Source organism: Fibrobacter sp. UBA2449 (genome assembly GCF_002342555.1).
GTDB lineage: Bacteria > Fibrobacterota > Fibrobacteria > Fibrobacterales > Fibrobacteraceae > Fibrobacter.
The window spans coordinates 372378-396857 of sequence record NZ_DDQF01000005.1; the positions used below are offsets into that span (position 1 = coordinate 372378).

General features: G+C 55.7%; 20 protein-coding genes and 2 tRNA genes. 10 read left to right on the forward strand and 12 right to left on the reverse strand.

What is annotated here, in order from left to right; all coding sequences use genetic code 11:
* Positions 1-27: 27 nt before the first annotated feature.
* Entirely contained in the window at positions 28-1173 is a 1146-nt protein-coding gene (gene hemW / locus B4B27_RS03145) for a radical SAM family heme chaperone HemW (protein ID WP_290723549.1), read from the reverse strand.
* A gap of 102 nt (positions 1174-1275) precedes the next feature.
* On the opposite strand from hemW, the gene B4B27_RS03150 reads away from it, so the two are divergent.
* From B4B27_RS03150 to B4B27_RS03160, 3 genes are all read left to right on the forward strand, one after another.
* Positions 1276-1419, forward strand: coding sequence for a hypothetical protein (locus B4B27_RS03150; RefSeq protein WP_173364805.1), 144 nt, complete (start codon positions 1276-1278; stop codon positions 1417-1419).
* A gap of 5 nt (positions 1420-1424) precedes the next feature.
* The gene (locus B4B27_RS03155; RefSeq protein WP_290723550.1) at positions 1425-2510 is read left to right on the forward strand and encodes an adenylate/guanylate cyclase domain-containing protein; all 1086 of its coding nucleotides are present in this window, start codon (positions 1425-1427) and stop codon (positions 2508-2510) included.
* A gap of 23 nt (positions 2511-2533) precedes the next feature.
* Positions 2534-2606, forward strand: a tRNA-Gly gene (locus B4B27_RS03160).
* A 542-nt stretch (positions 2607-3148) separates the two neighbouring features.
* Here B4B27_RS03160 and nrdG read toward each other — a convergent pair.
* The 8 genes from nrdG to B4B27_RS03200 all read right to left on the reverse strand — a co-directional run bounded on the left by nrdG (position 3149) and on the right by B4B27_RS03200 (position 14045).
* A complete protein-coding gene (nrdG, locus tag B4B27_RS03165; RefSeq protein ID WP_290723552.1) occupies positions 3149-3706 on the reverse strand; it encodes an anaerobic ribonucleoside-triphosphate reductase activating protein in 558 nt (185 codons plus the stop codon).
* 1 nt (position 3707) lies between these two features.
* Positions 3708-3854 (reverse strand): anaerobic ribonucleoside-triphosphate reductase, encoded by a 147-nt coding sequence (gene nrdD, locus B4B27_RS03170; RefSeq protein ID WP_173364802.1) that lies wholly within the window; start codon positions 3852-3854, stop codon positions 3708-3710.
* 36 nt (positions 3855-3890) lie between these two features.
* Positions 3891-6221, reverse strand: a complete 2331-nt coding sequence (locus B4B27_RS03175; RefSeq protein WP_173382053.1) for an anaerobic ribonucleoside triphosphate reductase — start codon at positions 6219-6221, stop codon at positions 3891-3893.
* Positions 6222-6610: 389 nt separating this feature from the next.
* Entirely contained in the window at positions 6611-8020 is a 1410-nt protein-coding gene (locus B4B27_RS03180; protein WP_290723557.1) for an SIMPL domain-containing protein, read from the reverse strand.
* A 117-nt stretch (positions 8021-8137) separates the two neighbouring features.
* Positions 8138-9607 carry a sodium:solute symporter family transporter gene (locus B4B27_RS03185; RefSeq protein ID WP_290723559.1) on the reverse strand — a complete coding sequence of 490 codons (1470 nt, stop codon included), beginning with the start codon at positions 9605-9607 and terminating at the stop codon, positions 8138-8140.
* A 9-nt stretch (positions 9608-9616) separates the two neighbouring features.
* Positions 9617-11497, reverse strand: a complete 1881-nt coding sequence (locus B4B27_RS03190; protein WP_290723561.1) for a sensor domain-containing diguanylate cyclase — start codon at positions 11495-11497, stop codon at positions 9617-9619.
* An 8-nt stretch (positions 11498-11505) separates the two neighbouring features.
* A complete protein-coding gene (locus tag B4B27_RS03195) occupies positions 11506-12648 on the reverse strand; it encodes an LptF/LptG family permease (protein WP_290723564.1) in 1143 nt (380 codons plus the stop codon).
* Positions 12645-14045 carry an LptF/LptG family permease gene (locus B4B27_RS03200; protein ID WP_173366071.1) on the reverse strand — a complete coding sequence of 467 codons (1401 nt, stop codon included), beginning with the start codon at positions 14043-14045 and terminating at the stop codon, positions 12645-12647. The genes B4B27_RS03195 and B4B27_RS03200 overlap by 4 nt, the downstream gene beginning before the upstream one ends.
* 64 nt (positions 14046-14109) lie before the next feature.
* Here B4B27_RS03200 and B4B27_RS03205 point away from each other — a divergent pair, with 64 nt between their 5' ends.
* Genes B4B27_RS03205 through B4B27_RS03220 form a run of 4 tightly spaced genes read left to right on the forward strand, consistent with a single transcriptional unit; the run spans position 14110 to position 18633 of the window.
* Positions 14110-14964 carry an outer membrane protein assembly factor BamD gene (locus B4B27_RS03205; RefSeq protein WP_173366070.1) on the forward strand — a complete coding sequence of 285 codons (855 nt, stop codon included), beginning with the start codon at positions 14110-14112 and terminating at the stop codon, positions 14962-14964.
* Positions 14965-14991: 27 nt separating this feature from the next.
* A complete protein-coding gene (locus tag B4B27_RS03210) occupies positions 14992-15978 on the forward strand; it encodes a hypothetical protein (protein ID WP_173382059.1) in 987 nt (328 codons plus the stop codon).
* Positions 15979-17556 carry a PHP domain-containing protein gene (locus tag B4B27_RS03215; RefSeq protein WP_290723573.1) on the forward strand — a complete coding sequence of 526 codons (1578 nt, stop codon included), beginning with the start codon at positions 15979-15981 and terminating at the stop codon, positions 17554-17556.
* Positions 17557-17568: 12 nt separating this feature from the next.
* Positions 17569-18633: a rhomboid family intramembrane serine protease gene (locus tag B4B27_RS03220; RefSeq protein WP_290723575.1), complete on the forward strand. Its 1065-nt coding sequence runs from the start codon at positions 17569-17571 to the stop codon at positions 18631-18633.
* Here the strand turns inward: B4B27_RS03220 and B4B27_RS03225 are convergent.
* Positions 18630-19316, reverse strand: coding sequence for a tetratricopeptide repeat protein (locus B4B27_RS03225; protein ID WP_173366067.1), 687 nt, complete (start codon positions 19314-19316; stop codon positions 18630-18632). The two genes, B4B27_RS03220 and B4B27_RS03225, sit on opposite strands and share 4 nt — an antisense overlap.
* A 118-nt stretch (positions 19317-19434) precedes the next feature.
* On the opposite strand from B4B27_RS03225, the gene B4B27_RS03230 reads away from it, so the two are divergent.
* Positions 19435-19507: transfer RNA gene (locus B4B27_RS03230), tRNA-Thr, on the forward strand.
* Positions 19508-19620: 113 nt separating this feature from the next.
* Complete coding sequence (locus B4B27_RS03235) at positions 19621-21402, forward strand: DNA repair helicase XPB (RefSeq protein WP_290723580.1); 1782 nt, start codon at positions 19621-19623, stop codon at positions 21400-21402.
* A gap of 169 nt (positions 21403-21571) precedes the next feature.
* On the opposite strand, the gene B4B27_RS03240 is transcribed toward B4B27_RS03235, so the two are convergent.
* Positions 21572-22444, reverse strand: a complete 873-nt coding sequence (locus B4B27_RS03240) for a flavodoxin (protein WP_290723582.1) — start codon at positions 22442-22444, stop codon at positions 21572-21574.
* 41 nt (positions 22445-22485) lie between these two features.
* On the reverse strand, positions 22486-22896 hold the full coding sequence (locus tag B4B27_RS03245; protein WP_290723584.1) for a very short patch repair endonuclease: 411 nt from the start codon (positions 22894-22896) through the stop codon (positions 22486-22488).
* A gap of 161 nt (positions 22897-23057) precedes the next feature.
* On the opposite strand from B4B27_RS03245, the gene B4B27_RS03250 reads away from it, so the two are divergent.
* Complete coding sequence (locus tag B4B27_RS03250; protein WP_290723587.1) at positions 23058-24434, forward strand: endo-1,4-beta-xylanase; 1377 nt, start codon at positions 23058-23060, stop codon at positions 24432-24434.
* The last annotated feature ends 46 nt before the right edge of the window (positions 24435-24480 follow it).

Genomic DNA, 24480 nt, shown 5'->3' on the forward strand with positions numbered 1-24480 from the left:
CCACTTTGGAATAGAAAACGGCCAAAATCAGTGATTTTGCATACATTTTGAATACAAGTCGAGAACTATCGTATCCATAAACAGCCATCCCCTCCCGACCAGGCGGAAAATGCCATCCGACATCTCGGCAAACCCCTCCGAAATCCACCTCGAAAAAACGCTTCCCGGGACACTAAAGCCGAGCCTTTCCAAACCCTCCAGGCTCATGCCGTACTTTGTCCGTAACGACAACTGGATGAATTCCGCGGCTCCGTCCTCGGGCGTGAGCGTATCGAGCGAAAGTCCCGACTCGGGACACCCCGCCTTCACGTAGTCCCGCCACTTCGCATAGCGTTCCGGGGCATAAAAGCGGACCCCGCCCAAAAAGCCGTGCGCGCTGGGTCCGAAGGCCAGGTATTCACCCCGTTTCCAGTAGTTCAGATTATGCAGGCTTTCCTCGCCTTCGCGGGCAAAATTCGATGTCTCGTAGCGTCCGAAGCCCCGTGTTTCAAGGCATTCCACGCCCCGCAGGTACATGTCCGCATACAGGTCCTCGTCCACCGATTCAAGCCCCTTCGCGATACGCAACCCGAGCCGGCGCGAAGGGTCAATCTTCAGCCCGTAGAGGCTTATGTGCCCGACACCGCTTTCCGCAAGCCAGGCGGCATCTTCCACGACATCTTCCACGGTCTGCCCCGGCAAATCGAACATGAGGTCAGCATTGACCCTCAGCCGCGACTCCCCCACGAGCCGTTCGAGGGCGCGGATACCCGTTTCCACGTCGTGATGCCGCCCCACGCGGTCGAGCAGGCGCTGATGCAGGCTCTGGAGCCCGAGACTCGCCCGCGTAATTCCCGATTCCAAGGCCACCGCCACGCGCTCAGCGTCGCAGGACTCAGGATTGAACTCCATCGTCGCCTCGCGGAGCGCCCCCATCGGGACTCCGGCCCCCGCAATCACCCCGAAAAAACGCTCCAGGAGCTCGGGAGGTATCAGCGAGGGCGTTCCCCCGCCTATGTAAAGCGTCTCGACCCGTTCAAGGAGCCCCGGACGCCTCCCGGCAAAGGTGCTCATTTCGGCCTCTATCAAGTTCAAATATTCCAACTGCAACCATTCCGGTGCCGGAAACGCATGAAAATCGCAATAATCGCAGATTTTCTTGCAAAAAGGGACATGTATATATAGGCCGAGCATCAAAATTCCAATTTTTTGATAATTTTAGACATCCGTTTTGTAAAAATTTAATTTATAATCGTAAACATGGAAGAGCAGAAAAAAGACAATTTCGCGCAAAGGATGAAAAAGAGGCTTCCCCTCTTTGTTTTTCTTGCTATCGCGACCACCTGTTTCTTCCTCGCGTCGTCGCTTCTCCTGGACGATTCCTACAAGGACATCATCCTCATTTCCATGGTCTGGGCGCTCCCCCTCTTCATCCACTGACTCCAATGGCTATATCGCGACAGACAGAAAGAAAGTTCAGGGCCGTCTGCTATTACGTCTTTTGCTGGATCCTTGCGGCCGTAGGCACAGACGTGCTCATCATGTATGCGCAACATGCCCAGATCGACGGCGTGCACCTGCTCCAGATGCTCCAGTTCGCCCTTTTCATGGGACTCTCTCACGGCGTCTACGACATCCTCATCCTGAAGGACGAGATGGACTGCCGGGCCGTATGGAAGGCCCTGATGCTGCGATCGGCCTACTTCATCAGTGCCATCTCTTCGAGCATCATCCTCTGCACCCTGCTTTTCAGAATAAAGGACGGAGAAGGAATCGTAAACGAGGAGGGGCTCGCAAGCGTCATCGCAGAGTTCCGCGACCCAGAAACGCAAGTTCGGATTTTCCTATTCTTCGCGCTCGCATGCCTCATCACCTTCATCCGCAGTGTCCACAAGAAGTTCGGCACGCGCGTCTTCTGGAACACCCTGCTCGGCAAGTCGCAAGAGCCGCTGGAAGAGAACCTCATCTTCATGTTCATCGACCTGAAGAATTCCACCGAACTCGCCGAAGAACTAGGGCACGTCACCTACAGCAACTTCATGAAGGACTACTACAAGCTGCTTTCGAACTGCTGCGAGGAAAACCAGGGCGAAATCTACCAGATTGCAGGTGACGGAGCGTTCCTGACCTGGCCCATGTCCGCCTGCAGGACCAAGGCGCGCCCCGTGGACTGCTTCTACGACTTCAACGAATGCCTCGAGAAAATAGCGCCCAAGTTCATCAAGAAGTACGGCCGCGCCCCGAAATTCAAGGCCGGGGCCCACTGCGGCACAGTCATCTCGACCGAGGTCGGCAACTTCGGAAGCGAGATGGCCTATCACGGCGACGTGCTGAACACCACCAGCCGCATCCAGTCGCTCTGCGCCAAGCTCGGGCAGGAATTCCTGATTTCCGAGGACCTCTACGCCATGCTCCCGCGCCCCCTCCCCCACGGCTACATGAGCAAGAAGGAAGGTTTTTTCGAATTGAGAGGAAAAAAGCATGAAATTTTGATTTTTTCTCTGCAAAGACCCTTGACAAGCCTAAAATAATATTCTATAATTGGTCTCACCTCGCGGGAATAGCTCAGTTGGTAGAGCACGACCTTGCCAAGGTCGGGGTCGAGGGTCCGAGTCCCTTTTCCCGCTCTAAAAAAGAAAACCACCTTTCAAGGTGGTTTTTCTTTTTTATGTGCCGGGATAAAAAGGAACTCGGAGCCGAGAAGAGGGGCCGACTGAAATTTTTCACATGCGAACATCGTGAGCATAACTGAAAAATTTCAGCACTTGAGGCGCAAGCCTCAAGCCCGTAGGGCGAGGCTTCGGCTCGCGTAGCGAGAGACCGAAGCCGAGTATTCCCTTTTCCCGCTCTAAAAACAAAGAAGACGCTTTTAAGCGTCTTTTTGTTTTTTAAGTACAGGGAAAGGGATGCACACGAGACCCCTTGGGGTCGAGGGTGCGGCAAAAACCTCCGTGCGCGAAGCGCATGCAATAGGAGGTTTTTGAGCTTGATGCGAGCCTGCGAGCATCGAGCCCGAAGGGTTGTCAATCAGCCGCGCCAGCGGAGTCTGATTGACAACATTCCCTTTTCCCGTACCCCTCCTTCCCCCACCCACCACATTCTTCCAAACCCCATATAAACTAAAAATCCCCGCCCGGACCGGGGCGGGGATCAAAACATACCTTTTCAACTACGCCGGCACGAGGTCGGGGCGAGCAGCCATCTCGTCTAGCTGTATCTGGTGCAACACAGCACGGCCCTCGACAAGGCTCTTCTGCACGTCGATGATGCGCTGGTTGCTTGAGCCGCGGAACTTGAGTTCGAGCGACTTCTTCGCCATGACGAACGGACCGTCGATAAGGATATCGGCAAACGAAAGAAGTTCCAGTAAATCCGGTTTTTCTTCCCAGTGCTGCTGCAGATACTCGAACGTGTAACCCGTAAAGATGACAAGGTTGAGTCCGCGTTCCTTGATTTCGCGGGCAAGCGGGATAAGCGCCGCCGCCTGGTCCATCGGGTCTCCGCCACTGAAGGTGATTCCGTCCAGGAGCGGGTTCTCGTCGATCATCGAGAGGATTTCTTCGATATCAATAAAATGACCCCCGTTGAAATCGTGGGTCTGGGGATTCTGGCACCCGGGGCAGTTGTGATGGCACCCCTGGGTAAAGATGGTCATGCGGATCCCGGGACCGTCCACGAAGGATTCGGGCTCGATTCCGGCAATCCGCAAGCGCGGGTATTCGTCCATATTATACGCTGTGCTTTACGCGGTCGTTGACTTCGGCGCGCTTCGCGTTATTGAAGCGGTCGACTGTACCCACGAGGTAGCCCGTGATGCGGCGGATGCGTTCGAAGCAAACGCCTTCTCCATACAGATTCATTTCTCTTTCTGACATTTTTCACTCCTTGATAGTTTGTTTTAATTCCTGTGATTAGCGGATGCCCTTGAACGCCGGCATTCCCGGGTAGAGCCTGCGCAATTCCTTCAGTTTCTCTTCCGAGATGGCATGGCCATCGCTACGTCCGCAACGGGGGCAGCTGTCGCCGATAACGCCCACGAAGCCGCAGACGGGGTCGCGGTCAACCGGGTGGTTGATGGAGCCGTAGCCGATGCCCGACTTCGCCATGTGATGCACAATCTTTTCGAAGGCATCGAGGTTCTGCGTCGGGTCGCCGTCAAGTTCCACGTAGCTGATGTGGCCCGCGTTGGTGAGCGCGTGGTAGGGGGCTTCGAGCGAAATCTTCTTGAACGCCGAAATCTTGTAGTACACCGGCACGTGGAACGAGTTGGTGTAGTAGTCACGGTCAGTGACGCCCTTGATTTCGCCGAACTTCTTCTTGTCCATGCGCACGAAGCGGCCAGAAAGGCCTTCGGCAGGCGTTGCGAGCAAGCTGAAGTTGAGGCCGAGGCGCTTGGATTCCTTGTCGCAGAAGTCACGCATGTGGCCCACAATCTTGAGGCCAAGCTGCTGGGATTCCTCGGATTCGCCATGGTGCTTGCCCGTGAGCATCACGAGTGTTTCGGCAAGGCCGATAAAGCCGATGGAGAGCGTGCCGTGCTTGATGACTTCGCCCACCGTATCTTCCCAGCCGAGCTTCTCGGAATCGATCCACACGCCCTGGCCCATGAGGAACGGGAAGTTCTTTACCTTGCGGCGGCTCTGGACGGCGAAACGTTCCATAAGCTGGTCGCTCACAAGCTGCATCATGCGGTCGAGTTCCTTGAAGAACAGGTCCACGGACTTCATCTTGATGGCGATACGCGGAAGGTTGATGGAGGTAAAGCTCAGGTTGCCACGGCCATACGAAATCTCGCGGGTCGGGTCGTAGTTGTTGCCGATGACGCGCGTGCGGCAGCCCATGTAGGCGATTTCGGTTTCCGGGTGGCCTTCCTTATAATACTGGAGGTTGTAGGGCGCATCCTGGAAGCTGAAGTTCGGGAACAGGCGCTTCGCGCTCACGCGACAGGCGAGCTTGAACAGGTCATAGTTCGGGTCGCCCGGATTGAGGCTGATGCCTTCCTTCACGCGGAAAATCTGGATCGGGAAAATAGCCGTCTCGCCACCGCCCAAGCCTTCTTCGGTGGTGAGCAGCAAGTTGCGCATCGCCATGCGGGCTTCGGGCTCGGTGCACATGCCATAGTTGATGCTACTGAACGGAGTCTGCGCACCGGCGCGGCTGTGCATGGAGTTCAGGTTGTGGACAAACGCTTCCATCGCCTGGAAGGTGGTCTTGTCCGTCTCTTCGTAAGCCATCTTCTCGGCAAACTTCTGGGCCTTCATCACGATTTCGGTATCGAAGGTCTTGGAAAGTTCGCGGGCTTCCGCTTCCACGAACTTCTCGTTCGGCACGAGCGTCGCGACCATGCCCATCTCCGCCATTTCGGCGTGGAGCTTCTTCACCACCGGCTGGATTTCTTCTTCGGTCTTGCCGGTAAGGAGGATGAGAGCCTTCACCATGTTCGAGAGGTAGGCCTTGCGATAGGTAATGCGCACGCCGTCGGCCATGGCATAGTCGAAGTTCGGAATGGACTGACCGCCGTGCTGGTCGTTCTGGTTACTTTGTATGGCAATCGCCGCGAGGGCCGCATAGCTGCGGATGTCCTTCGGTTCGCGGAGATGACCGTGCCCCGTATTGAAGCCGTTCTTGAAGAGCTTCTTCAGGTCGATCTGGCAGCACGTCATGGTAAGGGAATAGAAATCCAGATCGTGGATATGGATATCGCCTTCCATGTGGGCGCGGCTATGCTCGGGCTTGAGCATCATCATCGTGTAGAAGTGCTTGGCCGATTCGCTACCGTACTTGAGCATGGTGCCCATGGCGGTATCGCCGTCAATGTTCGCGTTTTCGCGCTTGAGGTCAGATTCCTTCGCGGAGCTGAACGTGATGTCACGGAGCGTGTGCATGAGGCGCGTGTTGACTTCGCGGATGCGGGTGCGTTCGGCACGGTAAAGGATGTAGCTCTTGGCCGTATCGGCATAGTTGTTGTCGGTAAGGGCCTTTTCGACGGCGTCCTGGATTTCTTCGATATCCGGCTTGGTCTTGCCTTCGGCCTCGAGGCGGCCCACCGCATAGGCGGCTACCTTCAGGGCAGTACTGCTCAAAATGTCTTCTTGGCCAAGGAGGTCCATCTGCTCCTGGGAGGCCTTGATCTGGTCCTTGAGTTCACCCGATGCGCGGAAAGCCTTAACAATGGCGTCTGCAATCTTCTCGATGTTGAACGGCATTTCGCGGCCGTCGCGCTTCTTGACTGTAAAAATCATCACCTATCCTTCAAATCCCTTAACTAAGCCCTAGTCAAAAGACGTTTGTTCAAAATAAGCCTGTTTTCCTTTTTTCTACTATATCTTGTGTTCAACACCAAACCAATAACACAAGATATAGACATAAGATAATAAAAAGATTTTGGAAATGGGAACTTTTTTTCATAAATTCCCGTAATTTTTTTGTAATATAGAGGCAAACTATCAACACGGCCCCAAAACCGGAATCCGGACCACCACCGCAGGTCGGGTTTCGAGTGGTCCAAGTCCCTATTGCACAAACATTTAGCTGTTTCCGGAGCGTAAAAAATCTATTCACACCCCAAAAAGGGGCTTTTTTCACAAAACCGAGTTGACAAGCTGCCGCAGCCGAGCGGTATTCTTGGAGGCTATTTTATCTCGGCCATGATGGCCAAATACGCCGAGACGGAGACGGAATCGGCGATATTCATCTTGGATTCCGAAGAACCTGCCATCAGTATGTCATACGCCGGCAAGGACTTTCCCCTGGCCTTGCGCAAAGAAAGGTCGTTGTAGCGAGCACCGAGAACGGTCCCGCCAAACTCGTCTACGGGCTTGTTGCTCACCGCAACGACCTTGTTCAAGGAACCGCCAAAGCCCTCGGCAATCGCCTTGGCGCGCGCCATCGCCTTTTTCCCAGCAATGTTTACGACCTGCACCCTGAGCGAATCCTCGTTCTTCAGAACAGGCTCGGCTTTAAACACGTTAACGTTTTCTAGACCGACAATTCCATCCAGGAACGCACCGGCGGCGTCCTTGGATGTAAAGTTGACCGTAACCCTCTGGGTTGCCAAAAAGACATTCTTGGACGATTCGTTGCCGTAAAACTCGTACTTCTGCTTTTTGCGCAGCGTCATGGACTGCGCCTCTATCTCCGATTCGGCAACGCCAAGGTCCTTCGCCATCTGCACCACATCGCCACGACGCACATTCATCTGCTTAAAAAGCTGTTCCTTGTCAGTTCCATCGAACATGATATTCGCGATTACGACAAACTTGTCTGCAAGAAACTTCTTGTGCTCGACCTGGACAACGCGGACATACGACTTTCCGCTACTTTCCATACCATCCAGGGAAAGCGTCGCCATAAGCGATGCCGACACCTCCACGGAATCCGAAGAACTCAACTTTTCCACTTCCGAAGAGCCTTCCACGGAAATTACCTTCCCAATATTCGCGCCAACACTCTGCGCGTTCACTTCGGCCTGGCGGGACGCCTTTTTGCAGGCGCTCTTGATAACGTCAACCTCTAGCGTTTCGGCATTCTTGAGCCGCGACTGCGTGGACACGTTATCGACAAACGCAAAACTGGCCAAGTCGAATTCCAGGGAATCGGATTCCTGCTTGCTATGCGAAATAACCTTTACCATCTGCGATGCCGTATACCCCAGAAAAAACCTCTTGCCCTTTGCATAATCCCATTCCTTCTCGAGCGACGTGCTGAGAAGTTCGTACCCCTGCGGGCCTACGGAATGCTTCTGCAGCAGGGCGAGAATCTTTTCACGGCTCTCGTTCAAGCGCTTGTAAGCGACATCCTTGTTCTTGTCCTTCAGAACCATCTTGAAACTGGTGACATACTCGTCGGCGAGAAAGTTCTTCGTCTCCTCGCTCGAGACGGTCACGCCACCTAAAGGCTGTCCCTCCTGTTCCGGAGCCGGTTCCAGGGACGATACCTTCGTTTGTGCAGAAACGTCGGAGGCGCGCCCGATACTGAGTGAAAGCACGAGACACACGAACGCAAGCACGATGATGACGACGTATGATACTTTGTTCTGCATAGGGCACTCCTTTTTGAGATTTCCTTTTCAATCTACACAAAAAAGAATCCCAAAAGCAACGGCTCTCGGGCAAAAAGAATTTTACCGGTTCTTATAGTCTAAACTAGAATATGGCTTTTATTTCTTTGCAAGCAGCATCGCAGAGAACTTCAGCACGACCGCGACGAGCACGGTGGTCGTCATGCTGATGAACGGCATCCACGGCCAGCTGAAGATTCCACCAAGAACCGCAGGCACACCAAAGGCGGGAATGCCTTGAATAAGCACGAGACTCCCCATGCCGCAAACGACGGCAACAATCACCTGCCAGCTCTTGAGGCCCTTCACGAAGAAGGCGAGCAGGAACATGCCGAGGAGCGGGCCTGTAAAGAGTCCGGTAAAGAAGAGCGCATTCTTGAGGAGGCTCCCCTGCTGCGTCGCGGCAAACAGAGCGAAAAACACGCCGAGCACGCCCCACACGACCGTCCAGATTTTAGCACGTTTGAGTCCGCCCATTCCGGTAGATTCGTCCCAGCCGAGAAAATCCCGTTCGGATGTATTGCTGAGCGAATTGATGGAACTGGAAAGGCTGCTCATGGCGGCGGCACAGATGGCGGCGACAATCAAGCCGGTCACGCCTACCGGAAGCCCGTTTACGATAAAATAAGGGAATACATCGTTCTGGCCGACGCTCTCGGGAAGGGCGGCAACATGCGAAACCTTGTAATACACATAGAGTGCAGCACCTACCCAGTAGAAAAGAATCGAGACGAAGCAACCTAGCACCATCGAGAGGATGCTGGAACGGTTTGCCGCCTTCACGTCCTTGCAGCTCAGATAACGTTGTACAAACTGCTGGTCGCATCCGCGGATAGCAATTTCGAGAATGGCATAAGCAAAGCCCGCCGAGACAAGTGTGCGCGCATTGGAAACATCAAGACTTGCGTCCCACCACTTTGTCTTGCCCGCCGCGCTCGCAAGGGCAGCCATTTCGCCGAAACCGCCAACCGCATTCGAGATAAGCACGAGCACCAGGACGCCGCCGCCGAAAAACACACAGAACTGCATCACGTCGGTCCAGATGACCGCCTTGATTCCGCCAAACCACGTGTAGAAAATCGCGACCGCAGCGCTTACCACGATAGCCAGTTTAAGGTCGACGTGGAGGATTTGCGCAAGCACAAGCGACGGCGCATAGAGCAAAATTCCCGTGCGCAGCAGCAAGTGCAGGCTGTAGAAAACAGCCGCAAGACGACGCACCGTCTTCGAGCCAAACCGCACCTCGAAAAGTTCGTATGCACTGGAAATGCCCGACGTGCGGAAACGCGGGATAAACACGAAACCCACGACAACGATACTCAGGAGAGCTCCTATCTGGAACATGAGGAACGTCATGTTGTCGCCGTACACGTCGGCGGGCGCACCGAGGAAAGTCGTCGCGCTTACGGAAGTAGCGATGAGGCTAATGCCCACGGCGACCCACGGAATGGATCCGCCACCGAACATATATTCCTTGAGGTTCTTGTTGCCACGGGAAACCCAGAGACCAATAAGCAGAGAAAGCAGCAGGTATGCCGCAAGAACAAGCCAGTCAACAGCGGTAAACATAAATCGGGGTTACGCCTTGAGCGATGAAGTTAGGACCGGGATGTCGTCGTCCGTTTCGGGAGCAGGCTCGAGCGGCAATTCCGTATACTGGATAACCTGATTTCGACCACCTTCTTTCGCCTTGTAGAGCGCCTGGTCCGCATAGGTTACCGCCTTCTTCATGTCGTGGAATTCCGGAGTCACGAGGAAGGCGCCAATACTCACCGTCACGCGGAGCGGGTCCTGCTGATGTACATCGAATTCCAGCTTCATCACCGCATGGCGGATTCGTTCGGCGGTTTCTATCATGCCCTCGGGAGTCGTGTCGATGAGGCCCACGACAAATTCCTCGCCGCCGTAGCGAGCAACGACATCGATTTCCTTGCGGATTTCTCCACTGATAGCACCAGCGATTCCCTTGATGACCACGTCACCAATCGGATGGCCGTAAGTGTCGTTCACGCTCTTGAAGTGGTCGATGTCCATCATCAAGACGCCAATGTTATACTTCTGGCGGTCAGCGCGAATCTTTTCGGTACGCAAATTCTCGTGCAATGTGCGGTGGTTGATAAGGCCCGTAAGGCCGTCGCGGGTTGCCAGATCCTTGCCGCGTTCGAACTGGCAGGCACGCGCATAGGCAAACCCGGCGACCCCCGCAAACGCCTTGAGCAAGTTCATCTCGTGCTCAGTATAGCGGTCGCTCTTGCGACTTTCGAGGCAAATAGCGAGCTCCGCCTGTTCCGTGTTCGCATCCGAAGGCACCGGCATTACGAACAGCTGGCGGATTTCCATGTTCTTCTTTTCCTGGTTGTCGATGCGCGGGATATAGGCGTTGAACGAGGACTGATTGAAGGTGCGTTCTACAGGGCGGTTGTGGTAGAGCGCGAGGATCGCGAGTCCCTTGTCCGAAAGCGAGAACTTCTTGCCAAAGAACTGGTCGGCATCGATTCCGTCGCAGCAGACCACATGGCCGACACGTTCCTGGTGAAGGTTGTTGTCGTCCTGCTTGTCGAGGGCAAGGAGCATCATGCGGTCAAACGGGATATTCCCCTTGACATACTCGAAAATCTGGTGGTAAATATCCTTGACCGTCATGTTCTTGAAGAACTGATGCTGATAGTGGTAAAGGACGCTGAACTGCTGCTGCTCGATGTAGTTCTTGGCGGAAGCGAAACTCTTGAAGTAGAGGGCGTAGAGCGTACTTGCGATATAGGTAAGCGCCTGCGCCGTCTGGTGGCCAAACGCATTGGGATAGAGCGAGTCCATCACGAGCGCCCCCACACGATTCTTGCTCCTGTCGAGCATGGGAACCGCCACCAGGGACTTGATCATCGGATTGTCGATGTAGTAGAGCAGGCTCTTGCCGCCGGAAAGGTCTCCTTCGAGAAGGCGGTTCACGTCGAGGCGGAACAGCTGGCTGATAAGTCCGGAATTCTCGGTAATCTTCACATCGGTCGCCACCTGCGCGTTCGGGTCGGTGCTTGCGTAGGCACGGATTCCCCATTCCTTCATGGAATTGAGCGGAGAGAAAACCACAACCGTATGGACATTGGGGACAACCCGCTTGAGCCCTTCGAGCATATCGCCAAACGCCTTTTTCACGTCGGCATCGGCCCGCGCCCACACCTGGTTCACGCGGAGGGTTGAACCGGGCTCATTGTAGTCGGCGGCAGAATCATCGAAGGAATTTTTTAGTTCGGGGGTTACAGCGGGGGCTATCCCCGTCGCGCGCATGGCGCGGGTCACCACCGGAAGCGAGGCCGTCTTACCGCCCGGAACCCGGGGCAAGTTCATATAGCCGAGCGCGGCGGCGACACCGGCAAACGGAATCAGGAACAGGAGAAGCCCGCCCTGGAACGAAAGTCCCAGCAGCAATCCTGCAACGACAAACAAAATTATGGACATCAGCATCCGACCCTCTACAGCCTAAACGAACGGTAAAGCATCAGACAAGCTACGCCGCCATAAATAATATGGCTTATCCAGGCCGCCAGAAACGGCGTCAAGGCACCATTTTCGCCCATCTTCAGCCCAATCCGTTCAAGGATATAATAGCTAAAAACGAGCAAAAGGCCAACACCGAACTTCTGGGAAAGCCCCCCAGAGCGGCTATAACGATGGCAGAGCGCCGCCCCGATCAAAAGGACAATCAGGTTCATCCAGTGCGCAGAGAGCTTGAAATGGAGCGCAGTCTCCATAACCCGGGTGTCTTCGCCCGAGCGCTTGAGCACCTCGATGCGCTGCTTGACCATTTTCGAGTCCATCTCGTCGGAAACCTGGCGTTCGTTAATCAAGTCCTCAGGCCGAGTAAACACCTTTCCCCGCATCTTCTCGCGCACAAGGGGCATGACCGTCACAGTGCCGTCCTTGTTGAAGATGCGCTTCATGCCGCGTTCGAACATCCAGTACGACTCGTCCGAAAAAGTCTTCATCACGCTGTCGCGGGAGGCACTGTCGAGGGATGCCGTATCCGGCTCCACCCAGCGGACCGTCTTGGCGTCGTAACGTTCCACTAGCCTTCCCTGCTCGCGCAAGAGCAGCACCACGTCGCGCCCCGTCCTGGATTTTCCCGAATAGAACTTGAAAAACCAGCTTGCGCGTTCGCTGTCGATAAAGGTAAAATCGTTCTTTTCCTTGATGCGCGGGTTCTTCTTTTTCTGCGCATTCGTCTCCATGATTTCCAGGCGTTTGTGGTTTGCATCGGGAAGCCAGAGTTCGCTCATCTCGTAGGAACCGACCGAAGCGAGAACGCCCAGAAAGAAAATGGGGAATAGGGTCTTGAGAGGGCTCTGCCCGGAGCTCTGCATAGCACTCATCTCGAGGTGCCGAGCCATGTTGCCCACCGAAGCGAGCACTGCAATAAAAAGCGACACCGGGGTAATGAGATAGAGCATGTACGGAATGTAGCTCACATAGTAATCGACAGCATCCTTCGTATCGCGCGCAAGCCACGTCTTGATGTTTCCGACAAAGTCGATGACCGCGAACATGAAGATGGCCCCGATCGTCACGATAAGGAACATCTTCAAAAAATTCCAGACAAGGTAACGAGAGAATTTCACGCATGCCCCCTGCCGATAGAACGGAACCAGCGACCGATGGCACGCATCGCCCTGAAAAATTTCGAATCCCCCGTAAAGCGGTCCCGGACCATCGCGATGGTAATGAACACGCCGAACGCCCCAATAATCATGTTGGAAGACCACATGGCAAGTTCCGGCGAGATGATGAGTCGGTCAGCCAGGTTCTCCCCGCCGATAAGGCAAATCCAGTAGATGACGAAAAAGGCAAGGCTGTAGATGATTCCCGTGCCAATGCCACCCTTGCGCGCCATAATCCCGAGCGGCGCCCCGATCAGAATAAAGATAAAGCAGGCAAAGGAAGTGCTGAACTTCTTGTGGATTTCGACAAGGTATTGCGCCTCGCGCTTTTTTTCGGATTCCATGCGCCCCCAGAGGCGTTCTGTCGTGCGGAGCGCGCTGATTTCCTGAAGACGCATCTTCTGTAGCGACCGCCGGGCTTGGACCGAATCAAGTTCGGCAATTCCTTCCGCATCCGCCGGGAGAATACTATCACCCAACACGGAAGCCTTCGCATCTGCAAGAGTGGATAGTCTGACTTTCATGGCCTGTTGCGAGACCGTATCATACTTCGCGCGAGCCTCGTTCACCACGTCCATCATCATTTCGACAGGCATCTCGCGGTCGCTCCTATAGCTGCGGCTACGGCGTTCCAGACGCTCATCTACATTCTGCATGGCGAGGTCCTGCGAAAAGAACCGGATGCGGAAGTAGTTTTCGGGCTTATCAGGGTCCACGATATGCGTCTCGCCACTGCGCAAACGGAACATGAGCGTCGCCCCGTTATCCACGTAGTCCAGCGTCGCACTGTCGGCATAGACCACGCGCGGAGGGCCCTTGCGTTCCATCTCGTACACCTGGATGCCGTAAAGCACACCCGAAACCGGGTCGATGCGGTTCACCCAGAGCTGCACGTCGGGAAACTGCGTAATCAGGCGCCCGGCATCGACAAACACGTGCGGTTTCTTGCGCGAAATGGCATTCATCAGTTCCACCGAACGGTGATTCGCCTCGGGCAGCACCCAGTTGTTGAACAGCACCATCAGAACCGAAAGGAGCATCGCGACAAGCATCACCGGACGCATCAGGGACAAGGGCGAGACTCCCGCCGCCTTTACCGCCGTAATCTCGTGGTCGCCAGAAAGGCGCCCGAAGGCCATAAGACACGCAACAAGCACGGCCATCGGGATCGAGAGCGAAAGCATCCAGGCGAGGTTCAACGCAAAAATTTCAAGGACAGTCGATGCGGGCAGTCCCTTGGACAGGACGTTGTCCAGAATTTTCACGAGAAAATCGACGACAAACAAAAACGTTATGCCAAAAAGCGCCGCCATAAAGGGGCCAATGAGTTCTTTCAACACATAACGGACTAGAATCATTTTTCTTTTCGGTAATATTTTTCTACTTTGATAAGCGAAAGTTAGAATTAACCAAAGAAAAAGAATGAACCACATCGCAAAGACAGCCCTGTTCTCAAGCATTTTTTTCGCATTGACCCTCTTTAGCGGCTGCGCATCGTCCGATGGCGCAAAGAAAACACACACGCAATTCTGCAAGGAAAAGTTCGACAAGGCCGAGGAGCTCTTCAAGAAAGAGAAATACGGACGCGTCATAGACAAACTTGAAGAAATCATGAGCTATTGCGCAGGGACTGGCTACCTGGAACAGACGTCCTTCCTTCTCGCCGAAAGCTACTTCAATCTGGAAGAATGGATCGACGCCCGCGGAGAGTACGGAAGCTTCATCACGAACTTCCCCGGATCGCCCTTCGTGGAGACAGCCGAATTCAAGAAGGCGATTGCTTCGTTCAACATGGAATTCCGCGTGAGCCGCGACGAGGCGAACACCACCATCGCCATGAAGGATTTCGAGCGCTACCTGTCGAACCACCCGGATACGCCGCTCCGCGACTCCATCAACTACTACTACGGGCTCCTCATCGAACGCCTTGCCGAAAAAGAATTCCAGACTGCGCGCCTCTACCTGCGCATGGACAAGCCTCAGGCAGCCGTCATCTACTTCAAGGAATTCCTCGAGACATACCAACAGTCCAAGAGGCGCAAGGAAGCGCTCTTCCTCACCTCGCAGGCCTATACCGACCTCGACCAGTTCGAAACCGCCCGCGAATACCTCGCTCTTGCCAAGGAAGAACTCAAAGAAGACGACAAGGACGGGCAAAAACTCCTCGCGAAGACCGAGAAGAAAATCGCAAAGGCCGAGAAGAATTTTGAAAAGCGCATGAAGAAGGATTCCGAGAAGAAACGCATCCAGAAAGAAGAGAAGACCCTTTTCTACTAGCGATTCGCCAGGCGCCCGGTGGTTGGCATGAAGAATTTCCTGAAGATACTGTTCGCACTCCTCATCGTCTCGACGGCCTATGCCGACGAGGAAGTGAGGGTCGAGCACGACAACTCGCGCCTTTCCATATTCATGCAGCCAGCGATTTCGTTCCTGAGTTTCGACGAACGTGAATACTTCCAAAAGGCCATCGACACCATCTACGCCGACTTCAGGGCGCAGGCCGTCGACAAGGAAGAATCGCTCAGCGTCGCAAAGCAAAACTTCCAGAAGGTCAACTTCTGCTTCCCCGTCATGGGTGGCATCCAGTTCCAGGTGCACAAGGACCACTTCCTGAGTGCCGGAATCGGATTCATCTACGACAAGGAATCCGTCGTGCTTACCGACCGCAAGAACAAGGCGCACAACTATAGCTACACAATCCAGGGCGTGCCCATGTTCCTCGAATACAGGCTCGCCATTCCCACAAGCCTCATCACGCTTTCGAACGGTTCGCTCTTCAGCATCGGAGTCCGGTGGTACTGGACACTTCCCGGCACCGAGATCTACACCACCTGGGGCAAGCTCGAAGCAGAAAACAGCCCGTTGGGTGCCGGGTTCGGAGTAAGTCTCGGCTACCTGGTCACCAGTTGGAACGGATTCAACATCTACGGAGACATCGGGTTCAGTTCCATCTCCGTCGAATCCAAGGAACGCTTCGCAGACATTGTACCCGACGGCCCCGAAGAAAAAGCCAAATGGAACATCGGCGGACTGCAACTGCAGATTCGCGTGAGCTTCGGGCTGTGGAACAAGCCCAAGGAACCACTCCTGCCAAAAAGCGGAACCGAAAGCGAAACGGCACCGGCAATTCCTGCCGAAAGCACTCCCGCACAAGGGAACGCGGCCGCGGCCGGCCCGACTGGCGAAGGGACGGGCACCTCCGAATCAACGACGGCCAAGGAGCCTGCGGCCGAAGCCCCCAGCGCTCAGGAACCAGAACAACCCGCAAGCGAAAAAGCAAAGGCGGAATAAATGAGTTTCTGGCCGGGGGAAAAACTGCGTTACGCCGAAACGCACTTCAAGTTCAGGCTTCCGTGGTCACTTCTATACAGGCCGTGGCCCGAAATCATCGTAGACGCGCCGTTCCAGTTTATACCCGGCGAAGAGCCAACCCTATGGATTGTCGTGCGTGATGCGCACCGATTCCCGACGCTTATCGAGAACGCGGAAATCAATGGCAAGAACTTTGATTTAAACATTCAGGCGGAAGAACAATTCGGCTTTTACCCTATCAAGCTTGGGCACCTGGAAGCGGGCGTTCACGAACTGAACTGCAGGATTTATGCAAAAAGAACCAGCGAAGACGGGAAAAGTTGCGCGACCAAGATTTTCAACCGTTGGAATTATCCCGGATTAAAGCCCAAGCCGCTCAAAATTCACGTACTCGCGGAACAGCCCCCGAAGGCACCCGGATTTGTCGCCGGCGAGATGCACTGCCACACGCGATTCTCCTGCGACCACGTGGAACACGGAGCATCCCCCGCCGTATTGCAACAGGCGGCAAAGGCAGTCGGGCTTGATTTCGTAAGCTGCACCGACCACGCCTACGATTTCGCATTCACTGAAGAAGACTACACGAAGGAAGCGCCATCGCCCGCGCCCAGGTTCCAGGCACTGCGCGACGAGATTGCGTCGCTTCCTGCCGGCGAAGGCATGCCCCTCCTGCTCGCGGGCGAAGAAGTTTCCGCAGGCAACAGCAAGGGTGAAAACGTCCACATGCTCGCCTTCGCGCCCGACAGCTACCTGCCCGGCCTCGGCGACTGCGGCCGCAACTGGCTCGAGAACAAGCCCACGTTCAAAATTCCGAAGCTCCTGGAAATGACCGAAGCGCACTGCTTCGCGGCGCACCCGATGCAGCCCATGGGACTGCTCGAAAAGTTCATCTTCCGGCGCGGTTACTGGAGCCACAAGGACCTGAACCTCGAAGCTCGCCACAAGATTCGCGGAATCCAGTTCTGGAACGGCATCCGCGACGAAGGATTCAAACTCGGACGCCAATGGTGGATCGAGGAACTCGGCAAGGGAAACTACCTACTCCCTATCGGCGGCAACGATGCGCACGGCGACCTGAACGACACCACCTCCGTCGCGACCCCGCTGGTTTCGCTGCGGCACACACACGACCATATCTTCGGCAAGGTGCGGACAGTCGTGAAAGAAGATCCCCGGTCGGAGCCGGGGATGACAAAAACGCAACTCACGCGCGAGGCCCTGCACAAAGCCTTCGCCGGCGACAACTGCTACATTACCGACGGGCCCGCCCTCTGGTGGGAACGCGCCGAAGTCCACGGGAGCAAGGGAATCATCTTCCACGCCCGCAATACGGCCGACTTCGGCGGCGGATTCCGCTACATCCGCATTTTCGGACGCCGCAACCTGAGCAACGGCAAGCTCTCCCCGAACGAGGAAATCTGCAAGGAAAGCCTCGTCGCCGCCCGTGCGAACAGCGACATCGAAGTCTACTTCGACAACTTCGCCTATCTCCGCGCCGAATGTGAAACAGCCACCGGCAAGTTCGCACTCACGTCGGCGGCAAGGGCCGAAGGATAAGGGGATCGCATCATGCCTCGCCTGATGTCGCCACTGCGTCCGCGCTACATGCGTTATCCCACGGACATCCCGCGGGAAGGCCTCCAGGTGCATCCGCTCCCCCGCGAAAACGATGCCGCACACGGCGATACCGCGACCCCGCAAGACGCATTAAAAAACGCTTCCGGCAACCAGGCGCCAGACACGACAGCAGATACTTTCGAGGAGCCGCAGTACCCCGAAACGATTCGCATATCCGAAGGGACATTCCGCCAAATCCGCGACTATAGCCTTGTGCTCCTTTCGCAGGGCATCACCCACCGCATCATGCGTTCCGAAGAAGGCCCCTTCCAGATTTTCATCCTGCCCGAAAGCGAGGACCGCGCACGCCTGCAGCTCGCGCTCTACCGCAAGGAGAACCCTCCCCGGGAAGAGAACCCGCCGCTCCCCCTCACGCTAAGTCTGCAACCCATCTGGGTTCTTCTTGTTCCTGTCGTCTGCACGCTTCTCGACTTTTCGGGCAAGGTCGCCCGCATGCATAGTCTCGGGCTTTCCGATGCCGACAAGGTGATGCACGGGCAGTGGTGGCGCACCATCACCGCGCTCACGCTGCACGCCGACGCGCGCCACATCGCATCGAACCTCGTGAGCGGCTACATCGTGCTCACCCTCATGTCGTACCGCACGCCGCTCGCACGCATGGCCCCGTTCCTCGCCATCGCAAGCGCCGTCGCGAACTTCTTCGTCGCGTTCACCGTGCAGACGGACTACCGCGCCCTCGGGTTCTCCACGTTCGTGTTCGCCGCCATCGGCGCGCTTTCCGTCATCGAATTCAGGCTCATGCCCAGGGAGACCCACGGCATGCTCCGGCGGTTCGCCCCCCTCTGCGGCGCCGCCTCGCTCGCCGTATTCCTCGGCATCGGCGAGAACGCCGACGTGCTGGGCCACGCCTACGGGTTTGTCGCGGGCGCGCTCTGCGGGTTCATCCCAAAGAAGAAGGCGCTCCACTGGGGAACGCCTGCCAAACTGGTCGACCTCGTGTGGGTCACTATCTATTTCGCGATTTTCGCTATCGGCTGGAAGTTCGCTCTAAGCTAAAGGCTTGCGAGGAACTTCTTCGCCTTGTCGGCATACATCGCATTGTCGCCGTAGACCTCGACGATGCGTTCGGCGGTATTCTTCGCCTTGTCGTTTGCACCCTGCTGCTGGTATACAAGCACGAGCTTCCACATGGCGTCGGCAACCATCGGGACCTGGTCAACCGGTTCTTCCTTCTGGAAGCGGTCTTCCTTGTCGCCAGTGCGCTTGCCGAACTCGGACACGTACTGTTCGAGCAGACCGGCAGCGGCAGTGTAGTCTGCCTTTTCAATCTTCACAGAAGCAAGACCGTGCAGGGCAGCCGAGCGGACCAGTTCCACGGAACCCGCGTTATCGAGCGACTTCTGGAAAAGCGAGGCGGCGCCATCGAAATCACCCTTCTCATACTTGATATTTCCAGCGAAGAGGGCTGCCTTCGCAAGAGCGAGGCCGTCAATCTTGCCGGAATTAATCTGCGCCTCGAATTCGGCGAGGGCGGCATCCTTGTCGTTCGTGTAGAGGAGCGCCATTCCCTTGCCGAGAATTTCGGCCTGTTCGGCAGCAGCGGCCTTCTGGCTGTCCCTAAACTGGACAACGCCGGCCACAACGGCAAGGACAATCACCAGGGCCACGAGGACCTTGGTTCCGTGTTGGACAAAAAATTCCTTGATTTCAGAATTGCTCTGGTTAGATTCGTTAGCCATTTTCGACTTCCATTTTAAATTTAGTGACCCAAACATAGAAAAAATGGAAGACTTTGCCAACTCACACCAAACGCATCTTGACAAAAAAGGGGCCTATTGCTATTTTTGACCCCGCTATGCCACTCTAGCTCAGCTGGTAGAGCAGCTGATTCGTAATCAGCAGGTCGGCAGTTCAAATCTGCTGGGTGGCTCGAAAGCCCCGGTTTCTACAGGAAATCGGGGTTTTTCTTTTGCTCCGCCGGAAAAACCATTCATCGCCTCCCCTCTAACCAAAAAACGCTTTTTTTACTATCTTTGGCGCCCTATGAATCCGAATGGCGCAATCATTGTTCAGAGCAACCTCGAAATCATGGTCGAGGTCGATTCCCCCTCCTACGAAGCGGCACGCGACGCAATCGCCCCCTTTACCGAACTGGTCAAGAGTCCCGAGCACCTGCACACCTACAAGATATCGCACCTGAGCCTCTGGAACGCCGCCTCTACCGGGCTCCGTGCCAAGGATGTCATAGAACGACTCGAAAGCCAGAGCCGCTTCCCGATCCCGGAGACCGTCATCACCGAGATCGAGGACTACATGGCCCGCTACGGACTTTTGCGTCTCAAGAAAGACGGCGACCGCCTGATTGTCGAATCCGACGACAACTACATGTTCGCCGAAATCTGTCGCCTCAAGGAAGTCGAGCCATTCGTGCTGAACTTCATCGACGACCTGCATGCCGAGGTGGACCCGGAACGCCGCGGCCACCTTAAAATGGCGCTTACCAACGCCGGGTTCCCGGTCGAGGACCTCGCGGGCTACACCGTAGGCGACCCCTTGCCCATCCACCTGCGCGAGACAACTCTCGGCGGCAAGAAGTTCGAACTCCGCGACTACCAGAAGGAAGCCGCACAGATATTCTACGCGAGCGGTTCCGAGAAGGGCGGTTCGGGCGTGATCGTACTCCCCTGCGGTTCGGGCAAGACGGTGATTGGCCTTGCCACGATGGCCCTCATCCAGACCAAGACGCTCATCCTGACCCCGAATATTTCGGCATCGCGCCAGTGGATCCGCGAAATCTGCGACAAGACCGACCTAACCCTCGACCAGGTGAAGGAATACTCCGGCGAAGTCAAGGAAATCGGCCCGGTAACCGTCGCAACCTACCAGATATTGACCCAGCGCAAGCGCGCGAAAAAAGACGAGAACGCCCCCGACACCGCAGACCTCGAGATGAGCGACGAGGAAGTGAAGAAGGAACTCGCAAACTTCCCGCTCTTTAGCCAGGAGAAATGGGGCCTCATGATTTACGACGAGGTGCACCTGCTCCCCGCTCCCGTATTCCGCCTGAGCACCGAAATGCAGGCGACCCGCCGTCTTGGCCTTACAGCGACGCTCGTGCGCGAAGACCACAAGGAAACGGAAGTCTTCAGCCTTATCGGCCCCAAGAAGTACGACATCCCGTGGCGCATCCTGGAAGCGCAGGGCTGGATCGCGACCGCCGACTGTAACGAGATTCGCATCCCGATGGAAGCGGAACTCAAGATGAAGTACGCCCTCGCGCCCATCCGCGAGAAGATTACGCTTGCCAGCACGAACCCCGAAAAGACGGACATCGTGGAGCGCCTGCTCAAGCACTTCGACAAGCCCGACGACCGCGTGCTGATTATCGGGCAATACATCGACCAGCTCGAGGCCCTCTCCGAAGACCTGCAGATTCCGCTCATCACGGGCAAGACCCCGAACAAGGAACGCGAACGCCTGTACGCCGCCTTCCGCGACGGAAGCCTCAAGAACCTCATGGTTTCGAAGGTGGGCAATTTCGCCATCGACCTTCCCGACGCGAACGTGCTCATCCAGGTTTCGGGAACGTTCGGAAGCCGCCAGGAAGAAGCCCAGCGACTGGGCCGCGTGCTGCGCCCCAAGAGTGACGGCGGTGCGGCGCACTTCTACAGCATCGTGACGCAGGATTCCAAGGAACAGGAATTCGCCATGAACCGCCAGCTGTTCCTCACGGAACAGGGTTATGCCTACAAGATAATCAAGCGCGGCGACTGGGATATTCTATCGCGCACGCCCGAAGAGTTAGCCGCGCGGGTCTCGCAATAAACTTCGCATAGTTTCGTTCTCGGACTCTCGCTGTACTATTTGTACAGCTTCGGTCCTGCGGCCTCACTCTGCTCGTTTCTTGTTTCGACCTAATTTATTTAAAAAAAAGAGCTAGGAATCTAAATCCTAGTTCTTAATTTTTTTTAGTTACGTCAAGCGATGGCGTCGGCTACTTTTCCATGACGATGAGTTCAGGTTCGCCCCTCCCGGGGAGCGGCTTGAATATTTTCACCATCGTCTCGGTCGGCGGACGGTTGAACCCGCTCGTCGTGCACACGAAGAGGAAGTTCGTACCCGCAACAACCTGGGTCGCGACACTCAGCGGCGCGAGCTTCAGGTAGGCGTAATCCTTGGTCGCGGCAGCAAACACCGCGGAATCTTCCGCAGTAAGCGGGCGCTGTTCCGTATAGCCGCCCATGAGCATTTCGTCCGTCTTGCCGGCAGCAAGGTCCGCGAAGAAGCCCTCGACTTCCTTCGCCGCGACTTCCGCGCCGTTCTCGGCCGTAATGCGCTTGTTCGAAATCCCGTAGGCGAGCGTCACGTTCGCGTTCGGCTCGAGCGTCTTGAGTTCCGCGGCGGAAGCCTTGCGGCCGCCGCTACCGTAAGTGCAGAACGGCACCACCACCTTGCCCGAAAGGTCGTTCGAAGCGAGGAAGGTATAGATCGGCGGCGCGAAACTCCCGAACATGATCGGGTAGCCGAGGTAGACCGTATCGTACTTCGCGAGGTCTGCCTTCGTGTTCACGAGCGCGGGCCACAGCTTGGTTTGGCGCTGGGCGGCCACCGCATCAATCGTGCTGTCGTATGTCGAGGGGTACGGCGTCACCATCGCAAGCTCGAACACGTCGGCGTTCTTTGCCTTCTGGAAAATTTCCGCAAGTTTCTTGGTGGCACCCGTCTGCGAGTAATAAACGACAAGCGACTTCGACACGGCTGGCTTTGCCGCCTCCGCAACAGGCTGGACCTTGGATTGTTCCTGGTTCCCGCAGGCACACAGCGCAAGCGCCGCGGCAGCAACCACGATACCGAATTTGCAATTCATAAACGACCTCCGTTTTCCCTAATTATAATTTTTTCGCGCGGCTAGATTTCGACAGACTCCTCGTCGCCCCGGATAAATGCCACAAGGCGCTCCACCGTGCGGGCAAAATCGTTCTTGACGGAACATTCCCAGACCGTCGCCACGCGGAACCCCATGAGCGAGAGCTTCCAGGCTGTCTTCACGTCGCGCACCACGTTGTTCGTGAATTTATCGTTCCAGAACTCCGGATTGCTCTTGGGACGGCTCGTAAACTTGCAGCCGTGCTGATGCCAGAAACATCCGTTCACGAAAACGACCACGTTGTACCTGAGGATGAACAGGTCGGGCGAACCCGGCAGGTCATGACGGTGGAGCCTGTAGCGGAACCCCGCACGGAACAGCGCGCGACGCACGAGCACCTCGGGCTTCGTATCCTCGGAGCGTACAGCCCGCATCATTTGCGAACGTGTCATGGGGGGACGAGATTTCCGCTTGCGCTTTTTCACGGTAAAAAATATAGCCATTTTGGGCATGTCGTGCCTTTTTCTGTTTCGGTTAATTTACACCCGTCCCCGCTTTTTTTGATTATTTTATATGTGGGTGTTTACGTATTAGGGAAAAACAAGGAGTAACAATGAGAAACCTTTTTCCCATTCCTGGGCTTATGCTCAGCGTAGCCCTGATTGGCGCAGGCATCGCAAGCACCTTCGCCGCAGATGAAACCCTCCGATCGTACGCAGAAAAGAACGACATCTATATCGGTGCCATTCTGAACTCGCAGTGGTTTGGCGGCGGACTTCCCGCGCAGTACGAGCAAATTCACAAGACGCAGTTCAACATCGTCGTCGCCGAAAACGAGATGAAGTTCGACGCGACCGAACCTAGCGAAAACAGGTTCAACTACAACAACGGCGACAAGATGGTCAAGTACGCGAAGCAGAACGGCATGCGCGTCCGCGGCCACGCCCTCGCCTGGCACAGCCAGGTTCCGAACTGGGTGAACAACTACAAGAACGACAAGAAGAAGCTGCTCTCCGTTCTCAAGAACCACATCAACAACGTTGTCGGACACTGGAAAGGGCAAGTGGACGAATGGGACGTGGTGAACGAAGCCATCAGCAACAACGAACCCATGTGGCGTTCCTATTCCGTGTGGTACCAGGGAATCGGCCCTGAATTTATCGACTCTGCTTTCGTGTGGGCGCACGCCGCCGACCCCGACGCGGAACTCTGCTACAACGACTACAACCTCGAGCAAGGCATCAGCCCGAAAGCCAAGGCGGGCTTCTTGCTGGAACAGGTGAAGCGTTGGGTTGCAAACGGCATTCCTATCCATTGTGTGGGTTCACAGACGCACGTGGAAGACACCACTACCGACAAGCACTTTATCGGTTCTCCGGACAGCCTCCGCTCGCTTGCCAGGGAACTTGCAAAGCTCAACATCAAGCTGAAAATCACCGAGCTCGATATCGGATTCAAGAGCGGCATCAACGTGAGCAAGAGCGACCTCGAACGTCAGGGAAAGACCTTCCGTGAATACCTGGACATCATCCTCGAAGAACCGAATGCAGATACCTACCTGATCTGGGGCGTTTCTGACAAGTGGAGTTGGCTTGGCGGGCTCAACAGGCAGAAAGGACTTATATACGACGACAACCTGAATCCGAAACCGGCATTCGATAGCATTCTGGTGAGGCTTCAAAACTTCGAGCCGCCCCAAGATACAACTGTCACGGACACGACAAGCTCCGACACAACTGCACAAGACTCCTCCATCGCGATTGCACAGTCTGCCGGTCCGGGGAGCGTCACCATGCACGTTGCAGGCCGCACGCTGTTCATTGCCGGCACGCAGTCTGCGAAGGTCGACGTGTTCGACATGCAGGGCCGCCCGGTATTCAGCGGCAAGTGCGAAACGGGCTCTGTCGAGCTGAATGTCGCCGAAGGGCTCTACATGGTGCGCGTGCGCAACGGGTCAGCAAGTTTGACGAAGCGCATCGCCATCAAGTAGAAAAAAACTATATTGGCGCCCCTTCGGTGCGCATATAGCTCGGCTC

Coding starts and splice junctions, on each gene's coding strand:
- hemW (WP_290723549.1), bottom strand. CDS start 1,173: ATGCTCGGCCTATATATACATGTCCCTTTTTGCAAGAAAATCTGCGAT.
- B4B27_RS03150 (WP_173364805.1), top strand. CDS start 1,276: ATGAAAAAGAGGCTTCCCCTCTTTGTTTTTCTTGCTATCGCGACCACC.
- B4B27_RS03155 (WP_290723550.1), top strand. CDS start 1,425: ATGGCTATATCGCGACAGACAGAAAGAAAGTTCAGGGCCGTCTGCTAT.
- nrdG (WP_290723552.1), bottom strand. CDS start 3,706: ATGGACGAATACCCGCGCTTGCGGATTGCCGGAATCGAGCCCGAATCC.
- nrdD (WP_173364802.1), bottom strand. CDS start 3,854: ATGTCAGAAAGAGAAATGAATCTGTATGGAGAAGGCGTTTGCTTCGAA.
- B4B27_RS03175 (WP_173382053.1), bottom strand. CDS start 6,221: ATGATTTTTACAGTCAAGAAGCGCGACGGCCGCGAAATGCCGTTCAAC.
- B4B27_RS03180 (WP_290723557.1), bottom strand. CDS start 8,020: ATGCAGAACAAAGTATCATACGTCGTCATCATCGTGCTTGCGTTCGTG.
- B4B27_RS03185 (WP_290723559.1), bottom strand. CDS start 9,607: ATGTTTACCGCTGTTGACTGGCTTGTTCTTGCGGCATACCTGCTGCTT.
- B4B27_RS03190 (WP_290723561.1), bottom strand. CDS start 11,497: ATGCTGATGTCCATAATTTTGTTTGTCGTTGCAGGATTGCTGCTGGGA.
- B4B27_RS03200 (WP_173366071.1), bottom strand. CDS start 14,045: ATGATTCTAGTCCGTTATGTGTTGAAAGAACTCATTGGCCCCTTTATG.
- B4B27_RS03205 (WP_173366070.1), top strand. CDS start 14,110: ATGAACCACATCGCAAAGACAGCCCTGTTCTCAAGCATTTTTTTCGCA.
- B4B27_RS03210 (WP_173382059.1), top strand. CDS start 14,992: ATGAAGAATTTCCTGAAGATACTGTTCGCACTCCTCATCGTCTCGACG.
- B4B27_RS03215 (WP_290723573.1), top strand. CDS start 15,979: ATGAGTTTCTGGCCGGGGGAAAAACTGCGTTACGCCGAAACGCACTTC.
- B4B27_RS03220 (WP_290723575.1), top strand. CDS start 17,569: ATGCCTCGCCTGATGTCGCCACTGCGTCCGCGCTACATGCGTTATCCC.
- B4B27_RS03225 (WP_173366067.1), bottom strand. CDS start 19,316: ATGGCTAACGAATCTAACCAGAGCAATTCTGAAATCAAGGAATTTTTT.
- B4B27_RS03235 (WP_290723580.1), top strand. CDS start 19,621: ATGAATCCGAATGGCGCAATCATTGTTCAGAGCAACCTCGAAATCATG.
- B4B27_RS03240 (WP_290723582.1), bottom strand. CDS start 22,444: ATGAATTGCAAATTCGGTATCGTGGTTGCTGCCGCGGCGCTTGCGCTG.
- B4B27_RS03245 (WP_290723584.1), bottom strand. CDS start 22,896: ATGACACGTTCGCAAATGATGCGGGCTGTACGCTCCGAGGATACGAAG.
- B4B27_RS03250 (WP_290723587.1), top strand. CDS start 23,058: ATGAGAAACCTTTTTCCCATTCCTGGGCTTATGCTCAGCGTAGCCCTG.